The organism is Ligilactobacillus ubinensis, from assembly GCF_024160875.1.
Taxonomy (GTDB): Bacteria; Bacillota; Bacilli; order Lactobacillales; family Lactobacillaceae; genus Ligilactobacillus; species Ligilactobacillus ubinensis.
Genome location: NZ_JAIULA010000004.1, coordinates 59417 through 73145 on the forward strand (window position 1 = coordinate 59417; position 13729 = coordinate 73145).

At 33.3% G+C, this 13729-nt stretch carries 13 protein-coding genes and 1 tRNA gene; 4 read left to right on the plus strand and 10 right to left on the minus strand.

Annotated elements, in window-relative coordinates; all coding sequences use genetic code 11:
- Positions 1-23 precede the first annotated feature (23 nt).
- From glgB to cdaA, 6 genes are all read right to left on the minus strand, one after another.
- Positions 24-1940, minus strand: a complete 1917-nt coding sequence (gene glgB / locus LB941_RS03060; RefSeq protein WP_425270484.1) for a 1,4-alpha-glucan branching protein GlgB — start codon at positions 1938-1940, stop codon at positions 24-26.
- Between the two features lie 720 nt (positions 1941-2660).
- Positions 2661-2732 (minus strand) — tRNA-Asn (locus LB941_RS03065).
- Between the two features lie 55 nt (positions 2733-2787).
- Positions 2788-3096 (minus strand): hypothetical protein, encoded by a 309-nt coding sequence (locus LB941_RS03070; RefSeq protein ID WP_253359379.1) that lies wholly within the window; start codon positions 3094-3096, stop codon positions 2788-2790.
- Between the two features lie 737 nt (positions 3097-3833).
- A complete protein-coding gene (gene glmM / locus LB941_RS03075; protein WP_253359380.1) occupies positions 3834-5186 on the minus strand; it encodes a phosphoglucosamine mutase in 1353 nt (450 codons plus the stop codon).
- A 38-nt stretch (positions 5187-5224) separates the two neighbouring features.
- Complete coding sequence (locus LB941_RS03080) at positions 5225-6385, minus strand: CdaR family protein (protein ID WP_253359381.1); 1161 nt, start codon at positions 6383-6385, stop codon at positions 5225-5227.
- Positions 6382-7224 (minus strand): diadenylate cyclase CdaA, encoded by an 843-nt coding sequence (gene cdaA, locus LB941_RS03085; protein WP_253359383.1) that lies wholly within the window; start codon positions 7222-7224, stop codon positions 6382-6384. Before cdaA ends, LB941_RS03080 begins: the two co-directional genes overlap by 4 nt.
- Before the next feature lie 213 nt (positions 7225-7437).
- On the opposite strand from cdaA, the gene LB941_RS03090 reads away from it, so the two are divergent.
- Positions 7438-8202 carry a DUF1361 domain-containing protein gene (locus LB941_RS03090; protein ID WP_253359385.1) on the plus strand — a complete coding sequence of 255 codons (765 nt, stop codon included), beginning with the start codon at positions 7438-7440 and terminating at the stop codon, positions 8200-8202.
- 49 nt (positions 8203-8251) lie between these two features.
- Here LB941_RS03090 and murB read toward each other — a convergent pair whose 3' ends face one another.
- Complete coding sequence (gene murB / locus LB941_RS03095) at positions 8252-9160, minus strand: UDP-N-acetylmuramate dehydrogenase (protein WP_253359387.1); 909 nt, start codon at positions 9158-9160, stop codon at positions 8252-8254.
- Between the two features lie 129 nt (positions 9161-9289).
- On the opposite strand from murB, the gene LB941_RS03100 reads away from it, so the two are divergent.
- Complete coding sequence (locus LB941_RS03100; protein ID WP_253359389.1) at positions 9290-9832, plus strand: 3'-5' exonuclease; 543 nt, start codon at positions 9290-9292, stop codon at positions 9830-9832.
- A 65-nt stretch (positions 9833-9897) separates the two neighbouring features.
- Here LB941_RS03100 and tsaE read toward each other — a convergent pair whose 3' ends face one another.
- From tsaE to LB941_RS03115, 3 genes are read right to left on the minus strand one after another with little or no spacing between them, the layout of a single operon-like run.
- Positions 9898-10365 (minus strand): tRNA (adenosine(37)-N6)-threonylcarbamoyltransferase complex ATPase subunit type 1 TsaE, encoded by a 468-nt coding sequence (gene tsaE, locus LB941_RS03105; RefSeq protein ID WP_253359391.1) that lies wholly within the window; start codon positions 10363-10365, stop codon positions 9898-9900.
- 24 nt (positions 10366-10389) lie between these two features.
- On the minus strand, positions 10390-11376 hold the full coding sequence (pta, locus tag LB941_RS03110; RefSeq protein WP_253359394.1) for a phosphate acetyltransferase: 987 nt from the start codon (positions 11374-11376) through the stop codon (positions 10390-10392).
- A 33-nt stretch (positions 11377-11409) separates the two neighbouring features.
- Positions 11410-12102 (minus strand): uracil-DNA glycosylase, encoded by a 693-nt coding sequence (locus LB941_RS03115; RefSeq protein ID WP_253359396.1) that lies wholly within the window; start codon positions 12100-12102, stop codon positions 11410-11412.
- A gap of 156 nt (positions 12103-12258) precedes the next feature.
- Here LB941_RS03115 and LB941_RS03120 point away from each other — a divergent pair, with 156 nt between their 5' ends.
- A complete protein-coding gene (locus tag LB941_RS03120) occupies positions 12259-13128 on the plus strand; it encodes a Cof-type HAD-IIB family hydrolase (protein WP_253359398.1) in 870 nt (289 codons plus the stop codon).
- 18 nt (positions 13129-13146) lie between these two features.
- Positions 13147-13671, plus strand: a complete 525-nt coding sequence (locus tag LB941_RS03125) for an LURP-one-related/scramblase family protein (RefSeq protein ID WP_253359400.1) — start codon at positions 13147-13149, stop codon at positions 13669-13671.
- The last annotated feature ends 58 nt before the right edge of the window (positions 13672-13729 follow it).

The window sequence follows — 13729 nt, forward strand, 5'->3', positions numbered from 1 at the left end:
TCACACCTCTCTTCTATGATTTTTCAAATCAAATTACTGCGAGAATCCTTACGTATATTAATCTCATTCGGTTTTAAAATGATTGTCCCAAGCGCTGGAACTGTTGTAGTAATTGAATTTGTGAATTCTTTAAAAGCAACATCCTCAGAAACACTGTTTGTATTATGCCTTGTCCAAGTTCCACCAAATTCTTTCATTTCCGTATTAAGTACTTCAGTATATGTACCTGAATATGGCACTCCAATTCTAAATGCACGCCTTTCAACAGGTGTTAGATTCATTGCAATAATTAGAAAATCCTTTTTTCTTTTTCCATGACGTATAAATGTTAGTACAGTTGCATCGGCATTATCTGCATCAATTACTTCTAACGTATTCTCCTTGTCATCTAGCTCCCATAAAGAACGATTTTCATGATAAAAATTATTGAGTGCTTTAGTAAACATCTGCATTCTATTATTCATATCATCTTCTAGATCAGACCATTCAAGCTCGCTATCATATTTCCATTCTAGAAACTGACCCCACTCACTTCCCATAAAAAGCAATTTTTTCCCTGGATGTGTCGCTTGATAAGTATATAGTGTTCGTAATTGAGCAAATTGCCGATAGCGATCTCCCCACATCTTATGCATCAAACTCTTTTTGCCATGAACTACCTCATCATGTGAAAGAGGTAAAATAAAATTTTCTGACATTCTATACATCCATGAGAAAGTTAATAAATTTAAATGATACTTCCGATAAATTGGATCCATTTCAAAAAACTTTAAAACGTCATTCATCCAGCCCATATTCCATTTATAGTCAAACCCCAAAGTCCCATTTTCTAAAACACCAGTAACTTTTGTATCAGCTGAACTTTCTTCGGCCATTGTAATTACCTTAGGATGTTTTAGTTTTATAACACTATTAAATTTGCGCAAAAAATGCCAGCCTTCTAAATTGCGATTATCACCTTCACTATTAGGCTTCCAAGGCCCTAAATCATAATCTAAATAAATCATATTAGAAACTGCATCAACTCTTAAACCATCAAGATGAAATGTTTCAATCCAATATAATGCACTTGAGATTAAAAACGATTGTACTTCTGGTTTTCCCAAATCAAAATTCAGTGCTCCCCAACCAACATTATTTGCACGATCGATATCTTCATATTCAAATGTCGCTGTTCCATCATAATAAGATAGTGCATCATCATTGCGGCAAAAATGTCCTGGGACCCAATCTACAAGAACACCAATATTTTCTTTATGACATGTATTAACAAAGTCCTTAAAGTCATTGGGTGTTCCAAAAAAAGATGAAAGTGCATAATAGCCTATTAACTGATATCCCCAAGAAGCACCTAAAGGATGTTCCATCAATGGCATAAACTCAACATGTGAGTATCCCATCTTTTTTAAATACGGAACTAATTCCCGCGTTAAATCTTTAAATGTAAAGGGTATTCCATTTGCATGTTTTTTCCATGAACTCATGTGTACCTCATAAATGTTAAGTGGTCTCTCAAAATAATTGGAGCGTTTTTGCCTTCCTCGCCATAAACCATCATTCCATTTATATACAGCATCATCACTTATTACCGCTGCATCATTAGGTCTTCTTTCAAAGACATGTGCAAACGGATCAATTTTAAATATTTCACGCCCATTTTTTTGTTTTACATTGTATTTATATAACTGGCCAATTTTAGGTAAATCTGTAAAAACATACCAGACACCTGTACTACTTTTTTGCATTAAGATACCTGGTTTTTCCCAGTCGTTAAAATCACCTACAACTGAAACTTGCTGTGCATTCGGTGCCCAAACACTAAATAAATAGCCTTTTTTCCCATTTCTAACAATCTTGTGAATTCCAAGAGTTCTATCAAGATGGAAATTTTCACCTGTAGCAAATGTTGCTAAACTTTTTATAAATTCTGTTTCATTAATTTCACTCACAGCAATACCTCCTTACGTTGTTATAACCAATTCATTAAGATAACCCCCTATTTATATAATAACATATTTCACTGAATTTATGTGTATCTTCTAATTTTTATATATTTATATGTATTCGCTTTCTATCACTTGTTTATAACGTTTTCTTTCAAATATAAATTTTTAAACAAAAACCTAAAAATTACAATACTTTTATAATAAAACGTTTTAAAAACAAGAAAATTAATTTAAACTAAAAAATATTCTTTTATTAATGTAACAATTACAATGACACAATAAACCGGTTTAGATGCTGAATTTACACTTTACGTACAGTGCAAAAGTAAAATAAAGAGCTTACCAGTAAAATCCAAATACGCTAATTTTAACTACAATTTTTAAAAGAAAAGATTTCTATTATAAGTCCCTGAGTTTTCAAAACATATTCAGCTAACAGATTGCTTGATAAGTCGTTTTATTTTTCTAATTCACATATACCATTGCACTGTGAGTATTCATCTAGAAGATAAAGCTTAGGAACTATTCAAAAAATTAAATCTCTATCCAAAAAGCATTTGAATTGGTTGATGCCACCTGAGATTTATTCATGTAAAGTATTGTATTTAATTAGATAATTCATGGTATTACTCTCATTTTTATGAACAGATAAAATAAAAAAAGGATTTAGTCTCTTAAAAAGACTAAATCCACTTCTACTCTATTTGTACTCTACTGCTCAGGCTGGGATCGAACCAGCGACCTCTTGATTAACAGTCAATTATTCTACCGCTGAACTACTGAGCAATTATCAATCAATATAAATTATTTTATCATATAATATTATTAATTGCAAAACTTTTTAAGCAATATGATTCTCGCGTAATATATTAGCTAGAATTTCTTGAGCTTCTGGAGTTTTTTTCCATTCATCAAAATGATCCATTTTCTCAGTTGGCATTTCAAAATTCGAATTAATATATTCCTCATACTTAATTACATTCGTTGAACGTGGAATATTCAACTGTAAAATTCGAACGCTCTTTATAAAACCACGTACAGCTGCTAATTCTGCTCTGCCATTTTGAACCATATTAGAAACTTCAAAATAATTACTTCCATCATTACGGGTTATTTCCTCAATTAAAGTTAGTATTTCATCGCTTTTCAACAGTTTTTGTCCCTCCATATAAATAATATAAAAGTTAACACTGCAAATTATACAAAGAATTATAATATATGTCAAAATTAAAATCACAATACAAAACCACTGTAATAAGCTTTATTACAGTGGTTGGCATAAGAGAGAAAGAGAATTGATTAGAAGGTAAATTAGTTCTTAAATACCTTACTTCTATAATATACTATTCTTTGTAAGCGTTGTCAAATTTTTTAAGTGATTTTATTTTCTTGTTACTAGCTGCTTTAAACATTATAATGAAAATAGCATCTATATTGAAAGGGTAATAACGTTACTATGATTAATAAATTACAATTCAAAACTAGTCTACTTCTTGGTTTTATATTAACAGTCCTTCATCTTCTGTTAATTACGCTTCAAGGTGGAGATTCATTTAATAACTTTTCGACTATTTTACTTTTCTTTCATACTAACTTTTGGTTCTTACCAATATTATTGTTATTCCTACAATTTATAATTATTAGTTGCAGTCTATATCTAATATTTAGAATAATTAGCTTTTTACTAAAACGGTTCAAATAAAAAGTGAGTAGAATAAAGTGACATTAGCTAAAAAGTACTAACATCACAAAGTAAATATCTAGTTTAAATGGTTAAGCACAGCTTTTTTGTCTTTTGGTCCACATTTTAGCAAATATTCGAAAATACAAATAGTCCGGGATTTTTGTCCCGGACTATTATTTAAATTATTCAATAATTAATACTAATTACTTAATTCCCATTTCTTTTTCAACAACATCTACTATTTCCATTACATATTCATGAACTTTTTCTTGGGTCTGAGCCTCTGCCATAATTCGTAGTAAATCCTCTGTTCCACTTGGACGTACTAAGACGCGACCTTCATCCCCCATTTTTTCTTCTACACGAGAAATAGTCTCTTGAATCACTTTATTGTCTAATGCCGCTTTTTTATCTGTTACACGCACATTAACTAATTCCTGTGGATAAGTAACTACTTCTTCAGCTAGCTTCGAAAGAGGTTTTCCTGTCTGTTTAATTATATTTAATAACTGTAATGCAGTTAACATTCCATCGCCTGTTGTATTAAAGTCTAAGAAAACAACATGTCCAGATTGTTCCCCGCCAAGGTTGTATCCATTTTTGCGCATCTCCTCAACAACATAACGATCGCCAACTTTTGTTTTTACAGAATTTAAATCGTGGCTTGCCATTGCTTTATAAAGTCCAATATTACTCATAACTGTTGTTACTATAGTATCCTTTTTTAATCTACCACGTTGACTAAGATACTTACCGCAAATATACATTATTTTATCGCCATCAACTACATTTCCTTTTTCATCAATAGCAATACATCTGTCACCATCACCATCAAATGCCACTCCCACTTGAGCTTCTTGTTCAACCACAAATTTTGAAAGTTCCTCTGGATGAGTTGACCCAACATTTTTATTAATATTAATTCCATCTGGATTAGTTGCCATCGTTACAAAATCAGCATTTAAATCAGCAAACAACCGTGAAACTAAGGCACTTGTTGACCCATTTGCCCCATCAATAGCAACGCGTAAATCTGCTAAATCATCTGGAATTGTTTGCTCTAAAAACTGTGTATATTTAAGTGCACCCTCATGATAGTCATTTACTGTACCTAACCCTTTGGCAGCTGGACGTGGTAACGTATCCGTTTTTTGTTCAAGTAAAACTTCAATCTCTTCTTCTTGATCATCAGATAACTTATATCCATCCCCACCAAAAAATTTAATTCCATTATCTTGAGCTGGATTATGTGATGCTGAAATCATAACTCCTGCATCTGCATCTTGCAAACGCACTAAATAAGCAACGCCTGGTGTCGTCATCACACCTAATGAGAAAACTTCAATTCCAACAGATAATAAACCTGCTGTTATTGCTTGCTCTAACATTTGTCCAGAAATACGTGTATCTCTCGCCACTAACACTCTGGGTGTTTTACCATTAGCTGCATGTTGCGTTAATACATATCCGCCACAACGACCTAATTTAAAAGCTAGTTCAGGACTAAGCGTTTCATTTGCTATTCCACGAACACCATCTGTACCAAAATATTTCATTTTAAAATCCTCATTTCTTAATTACCTAGTTTTATATTTTAATTGTCAGTATTATTTTTTTCCGAGCTTGACGACGCTGAAGTAGTTGTTGAAGTACTTATATCATTACTTGAACTACTGGATGTTTTATCGCTACCATCTACTTGTGAACTACTAACTGAAGAAGTTGATGTTGTTTTATTTGTTGATGAACTTGCTGATTCTGTAGATGAACTACTAGAATTGTTCTCTGTAACTGTAACTTTAACACTAATCGTAGCTGGAGAAATTGATGTTATGCCATTTAAAGATGATGTAACATTTACGTTCTCAGTGGTACTCGATGTTATCCCTGTAACAAAAACCGGCACATTTAACTTGCTAATTTTACTTAATGCTTGCTTTGTTCCTTGAATTGTGACATTTTGAGTTGAAGAAGAAAAACTATAACTCATGCCACTAACACCATCACCACCAGAAACTAAATTAATTGCAACTTTTTTGGAATATGTTGCAGAATAAATAGGTACTGTTGCAGTTACATTAGTTGGTGAGATAACAACATTTAATACCTTACCATTTTCATCCAAAGCTTGCAATGTTACACTTTTTGAATACGAAGAATCGGTATTATGTGGTAAATTAACATCAGCGACAACTTTATCAATGTTATTAATGTCTTTAGCTGCCCCTGTTACTGTTACATACTTTTGTGAAACAGATGTACTTCCCGCAGCATAATTTGATGCTATTTTATTAGTATCATAACGAACTTGAACTGCCATTTTTTTAGTTTTGCGCTTGCTAATCTTAATTTTTATCCTTTTCGGTATAATTTTGGATGTTAACTCACTGCTAATTCCAGAAGATTTTAGTGTTACTGTATGCTTCCCTAATTTTAAATTATTCAGATTTGCATACACCTCAAAATCTTCTGTGTTTTTTGCAGTTGTTACCAAAGCAGACGGCCCACTCAATCTTACCTTTACATTTTCTGGATACCCTGTAACAAAATACTTATCACTATCTATATTTAACTTTAATGGTACACTTATAGTTACTGTTTTATTAGATACTAACCCATTAGTTACAGAATCAGTATCTCCATTCCGGGTTGTATTACCTTTTTCGGAGGTGACATATAAGAAAAGCAAAATTGCAAAGAAAAGTGCTATCAAGCGATAAAACCACTTTGAATTAAAGGCTTGCGCTAATTTCAATGTTTATGCCCCCCTCCCTTAATTACACTCTCGAAAAACCGTGCAATCGGATTATTATGCATTTCTTCTTGTTTTGGAACCAATTCATTTCGTAAAAGTTTCAAATAGTCTTGTTGTGTCAAATCACGTAATAATTCGTTGTTTTTTGTAATTGTAACGCCACCTGTTTCCTCAGAAACAACGATTGTGAGTGCATCTGTTACTTCACTAATACCTACTGCAGCTCTATGCCTTGTTCCAAGTTCTTTAGGAATCAAGTTACTTTCCGATAAAGGTAAGTATGCAGCAGCAACTGCTATTTTATTATCTTTAATAATTACGGCCCCATCATGCAATGGTGTATTTGGAATAAAAATATTAATCAATAATGCCCCTGTAATATCAGCATCCAAAGATATCCCTGTTTCAATATAATCCTCAAGCCCTGTATTCTGTTGAATTGTAATTAATGCGCCTATTCGTCTTTTAGACATATATTGAATAGCTTTATCCAAAGCTTCAACAATTTTCCCTTCCTGTGTTCCCTCTTTATTGTATTGAAAAACTGATCCACGACCAAGGTGCTCTAATCCTCGTCTGATTTCTGGTTGAAAAATAATTATCATTGCAATAATTCCCCAATTAATAATTTGATCCATAATCCAAGAAACAGTCTGTAAACCCACATACCAACTAATGAGCTTTATTAAAACAATAACCAGAACACCTCGAAATAATTGAACAGCTTTTGTACCTCGTAACAGCATCATTAATTCATAAATTACAAACCATACAGCAGCAATATCAATTACATTTATAACATTACGTAATGTGAGGATACTCCCCCAATCGATTGTCATACTCAAATACTCCCATCTTTCAAATTCCTTTTCATTATATCACGACTTCAATAGCAATTTTATGTAATCGCCTATTGTTTTTTGGCGAGTTCTAGCACCTTCCTTCATTTTTTCAAAAAAACATTAAATTAATTTGTTAAAAGTACATTTTTATGCCATATTTCCTTATCTTTTGTTAAAATGGTAAGTAGAAACTTTTAAGGTGATGTCGTTATGTCAAAAAAATTTAAATGGTTTGTTAGGGTCGTCTTCTGGTTGTATATGCTGTATGTATATATAACCATTTTCAAACAAAATTCTTTTTACAGTTTTTTATTGCTCAATACATTTTTAGCGTATATTCCTATAGAATTATCTTTTCATATGAATGAAAAACAGCCCGCACTGCTTTTTTGGTTATTGTTTGTTTTATGGATTTTATTCTATCCAAATGCACCTTATATTTTAACAGACTTGTTCCATTTAGCTCGTATGAATCCTTATAATCCTAAAAATGGATTAATGAGTTTTAACCTACATCTATGGCTAAACTTCACTAATCTTGTTGCAAGTGCTTTAGCTAGTATTGTTATTGGAACATGGAGTGTCCAATATATTGTTGATGTTTTAATGGTTCGTTTCAAAAAGAAAGGCACTTTTTTACAAATACTTCTTGTTATTCTTTTACTTGTGGTATCTTCAATTGGCGTTTATATTGGTCGCTTTTTACGGTTACACACAGCCTATCTCTTCATCAATCCTGATTGGGTAATGCAACAATTAATGAATATGTGGAATATCCGTATGTTAGTTTTTATTTGTTTTATGCTTATTTTACAACTAATTGTTTGGGGAGCATTTTTTATTTCACGTATGTCACTCAATACCTATGAGGCAACTAACAATCTAAAAGTTGTTTCTACGCCTAAGGCTTCAACAAATACTTATGTTTCTGAAGCACCAATCCACGCTGATAAAAAGAATGATAGCCCTACTTAATAAGTACCAAAAAGAGGATTTTGCATAATGTGCTTAATCCCCTTTTTTATTACTTATCTATCCCAATTACTCTAACTTCCGTTTCTAGTGTAACATCAAATCTTGCTTTAATTTCAGTTTGAATATGACTAATTACATTTAAATAATCTGTTGCTGTTGCATTATCAATATTTACAATAAAACCCGCATGCTTTTTTGAAACTTGAGCGCCACCACTTTGATAACCTTGTAATCCAGCATCACAAATTAATTTTCCGGTAAAATGTCCTTTAGGCCTCTTAAAAACACTACCGCATGATGGATATTCCAGCGGTTGTTTAGAAGCTCGCAAAAAATTAAGTTGGTCCATTTTACTTCGAATAACTTTTTTGTCTCCAGGAACTAAACTAAAAGTCACTTGTAAAACAACATCATCTTCTTCTTGCAAACGACTATGACGATAACTAAAATGTAATTCACTATTTTGATATGTTTTTAACTCTCCAAAACGACTAACAACTTCAACTTTTTTGATAACATCTTTCATTTCGCCACCATAAGCTCCAGCGTTCATAAAGACCGCTCCACCTATACTTCCGGGTATTCCACTAGCAAACTCTAATCCTGTAAATCCTGCATGATATGCACTTTGCGTTACCCTAATTAATGAAGCGCCTGCTTGCGCAATAACTTCATTTTCTTTAATACTTATTTTGTTTAGCTTAGTTAACATAAGAACTAAACCGGGAATGCCTCCATCTTTAACAATCAAATTACTTGCATTTCCAATTACTGTAACAGGAATATTATTTTTCTTTGCAAAAGTCAACAAATTTTGGGTTTCTTGAATATTATCTGGAAACACAAGGCAATCTGCTGGTCCACCCGTATTCGTATTCGTATATTTTTCCAATGGTTCATCAGCTAAAACAACTGACTTAGGAAAATTAGCTACAAATTTTTGTGCTATTTCATTCATTTTTCTATTTCCTCACATTCAAAAATACTCACTTAATTTTACCATTTTTTCCGTCTAGTTGCTTGACTTGTTTCATATATCTCACTTAAACTTAGTATAAAATAAACAACAAGAAAGGAAATTTTTACCATGAACTTTGTAGCTTTTGATTTTGAAACGGCAAACTCTAAACGAAACAGCGCTTGTTCTTTAGCATTAAGCGTTGTTCGTAATAACCAAATTGTTGATGAGTTTTACTCGTTAATCAACCCACAATCTGCTTTTTCAACTTATAATACCTGTATCCATGGTATCCATCAAGAAGATACAATAGATGCGCCTACTTTTGCAGAATTATGGCCACACATTTCAACTTTCTTTTCACCTGAAAAAATTGTAGTTGCTCATAATGCCACTTTCGATTGTAGTGTCTTAGCCAAAACCCTGGAACACTATAATTTGGATATCCCAACCTTTGCAGTTTTAGACACTTTGAAAACTAGCCGTTATTTTTTTAATAATTTTCCTAATCAAAAGTTAAATACTATTTGTTCTGAACTTCAAATTCCTTTGCAACATCATCATAACGCCTTAGACGATGCAACTGCATGTGCTAACATCTTACTTTATCAAATTCAAAACTTTGGTGCTAATAATTTGAAAAGTTTTGTAACAGCCTATCCAACAAAATAAACCACTAAAAATACCATAAAACTGATATCATCTAGATTCAGTCTTATGGTATTTTAAATTATTTTTCATACTATATCTTGTTTCAATTCTTCAATAAGGCGCTCATATCTATCACCCTTTGGTTCTAAAATTAAAGTTCGCCTTTCATCATTGGCATTATCTTTAACTATCGTTATCTCTAGATACGTTGAGGGTAATTCTGAAGGAATAAATTGTGCCCACTCAACAACACTAACACCATCACCATTAAAGTACTCTTCTAGCCCTAAATCTTCTGCACCGCCATTTTCTAAACGATACACATCCATGTGATATAATGGTAACCTTCCTTGATGATACTCGCGTATTAAAGTAAACGTTGGACTCTTAACATTATGCATAATTCCTAATCCATAAGCCAATCCTTTAGTAAACGTTGTTTTACCCGCCCCAAGATCTCCTGTTAACAAAATAAGGTCTTGCGGTTTTAATCTTTTTGCTAGTTTTTCAGCCAAAAGTTGTGTTTCAAGTGCATTTTTTACAACTAATTTCATAATCTAATCCTAAACAATTTTCTTTTAAACCGTAGCTTGTGCTGCAGTTAGTAATGCCACATCAAAAACTTCTTGTGAATTACACCCACGGGATAAATCTGATACCGGTTCATTTAGTCCTTGTAAAATTGGGCCAACTGCATCAAATCCACCAAAGCGTTGCGCCATCTTATATCCAATATTACCTGATTGTAGCTCTGGGAAAACAAAAACATTTGCTTTTCCAGCAACATCTGAATGTGGTGCTTTTTGAGCTGCAACTACTGGGACAAAAGCTGCATCAAATTGCAACTCACCATCGATTTGTTCATTTGGTGCTAGCTTCTGAGCAATCTTTGTTGCCTCTGCAACTTTAGTAACCTCATCTGACTTTGCAGAACCCTTTGTAGAAAAACTCAACATTGCAACCTTAGGATCAATATCAAATAATCTAGCTGTCCGTGCACTTTCAACTGCAATTTCAGCTAACTCTTGCGCCGCTGGATTTATATTAATTGCACAATCAGCAAATAGATATCGTTCCTTGCCTTCGTTTCTAGACATAATAAATGCACCACTGGTTCTGCTTACACCTTGTCGCGTTTTAATAATTTGCAAAGCTGGTCGAACAGTATCTCCTGTTGGATGTTTGGCTCCTGATACTAAGCCATCTACTTTGTGCATATAAACTAACATTGTGCCAAAATAGTTTACATCTTTTAACATTTCTTTGGCTTGTTCTTCACTATTCTTACCCTTACGTCTTTCAACAAAAGCTTGTACCATTTCATCAAAATCACTTGCTGGATATGTATTCGGATCAAGAACTTCCACCGCATCTGTTAAAGTATATCCATTTGCTGTTGCTAGCTTACTTACTTCATCTTTGTTACCTAAAACAACTGGATGTAACAGTTCGTCTTTGGCTAGACGAATTGCCGCACTGACAATACGTGTATCGTCACCTTCGGGAAAAACAATACTTATATTCTTACCTCTAACTTTATCCTTTAAACTATCAAATAAATCCATAAAAACTCGCCTCCAATATTTAGTTAAAAAATACTATTTCTCAATAGGTGCTTGTTCAGGTAATTGCCAATCAATTGGCGTTTCACCCATTGCAATTAAAGCAGCATTAGTTTTGGAAAAAGGACGCGAACCAAAGAAGCCACGCGTTGCTGAAAGCGGACTTGGATGCGCCGATTTGATAACTACGTTTTTTGTCTCATCAATTAATCCAATTTTGCTTTGTGCAGCATTTCCCCATAAAATAAAGACAACCGGTTGCTCTCTGTCTGAAAGCTTTTTAATTGCTACATCCGTCAACTTTTCCCACCCCTGACCGCGGTGAGAAAAAGCTTGCCCGTCGCGTACTGTTAAAACCGAATTCAACAGTAACACTCCTTGTTTAGCCCATTTTTCAAGATACCCATGTGAAACCGGCTTAATTCCTAAGTCAGATTCAAGTTCTTTATAGATATTTTTTAATGATGGGGGGATTTTTACACCTGGTAAAACTGAAAAGCTCAGTCCATGTGCTTGGTGTGGTCCATGATAAGGATCCTGTCCCAAAATAACTACTTTTACTTTGGAAAAAGGCGTCCATTCGAACGCTTCAAAGATATGATACATATCTGGATGAATATTATAGTGGGTATACTCATCTCTTAAAAAATTATGCAAATGCTCATAGTAAACTGACTCAAATTCTGGTTTTAATATTTCTTGCCAGTCATTTTGGATAAACGCTTTCATTTTTGAACACCTCGGTTTATATTCTACCATAAACGTTTTGTAAATACACTATTCATTTTTTTCAATTTCAGATTAAATTCACAAAATTTAAAAAAATAGTTATTCATGGTAAAATGAAGAAGTACAAAAATAGCCAATAAGTGAGGTTTTTATCTTATGATTCAAATTATTGCTTCAGATATGGATGGTACTTTATTAAATGATGAAATGGTCATCTCAGACTATAATGCAAAAGCTATTAAACAAGCTCAAAGCCAAGGCGTACATTTTATTATTTCAACTGGACGTGCTATTAATGAAATAAAGCCGCTGTTAGATAAAGTCAATATTAGCTGTCCTATGATTACTATCAATGGCGCACAAATGTATGATGAAAATGGAAAACTTACTAAAACCGTTGCGCTAACTGACCAACTTGCTAACAAGATTTGTTCGACATTAAAGAAAAGTGGTCTTTACTTTGAATTAGTTACAACAACAGGCGTCTATTCAGATAACAAAGCTAAAAGAATTGCAAATTTTGCTGAATTGCTCTCAAGAGTTAGTCCAGATACACCGTACAAGCTTGCCGTTACATTAGCATCCGCACGAATGGAACTTATGAATATTAATTACGTTGATGATTATTTTACTTTAATAAATGATCCGCATATGTCAATCTTAAAAATTGTTGCTTTTAGTCAAGAAGGACCTAAAGTACTGAATCCTTTACGTGAAGAAATATCAAAGAACCCAGCTTTAAAAGTAACTGCCTCTTCTGACTCAAATATTGAAATTAACAGCATTAACGCTCAAAAAGGAATAGCTTTACAGTCTTTTGCAGATAGCTTGAACATCCCTTTAGATAATGTAATGGCAATTGGTGATAATAACAATGATGTTTCAATGCTAAAAGTTGCTGGTATTAGTTATGCTATGAGCAATGGTAGTATTGAAGTGAAACGCTTGGCTAATCGCTTAGCCAAAAATAATACTGAAGATGGCGTTGGTAAGGCTATCGAGGAAATCTTACAAGAAAACAACTAGCTAGGGAGGTGAGAGAACGTGCGCAAATTATACTCAAGTCGTAATAATCTTTCTAGTCGTGGTTCAACGACAATTAAAGATGAACAAGGCAAGGTTGTTTATCTTTTAACGGGCCGTTGGGGCATGCACCCTGCTGCAATGTCAGTTTATGACATTGATGGTGTCTTGTTGGCTGAAATTAAGCAACGTTCTCTTGGCCTTTTACCTAAATTTGAGCTTTTTGAGCAGCATAAACTGGTTGGCTCATTACGTAGATACTATGGTGTCGGTCATGAAATGCTCTTTATTCAAAAACTTAATTGGTTTATCTTGGGAAATTCCTTAACCTTTAATTATAAAATTTATCATGGAAGAACCTGTATTTTAAGTCTTCATGAAGTGGAACTTTCTTCTGGTAAATTTCTAGAACTACAGATAACACATCAAGATGATGAGCCGCTATGTATTTGTGTAGTTGCAATTCTCGACTTCTGGGCTAAATCTAGTTCAGGCAGCCACGCACATCAACAGCAAGGTCATCTTCATATTAGCTTTGATAGCTAAAAACAAAGAAAGAAGTTTTTTTTATTTTAATTATTCGACAATCGACATCTGATGATGT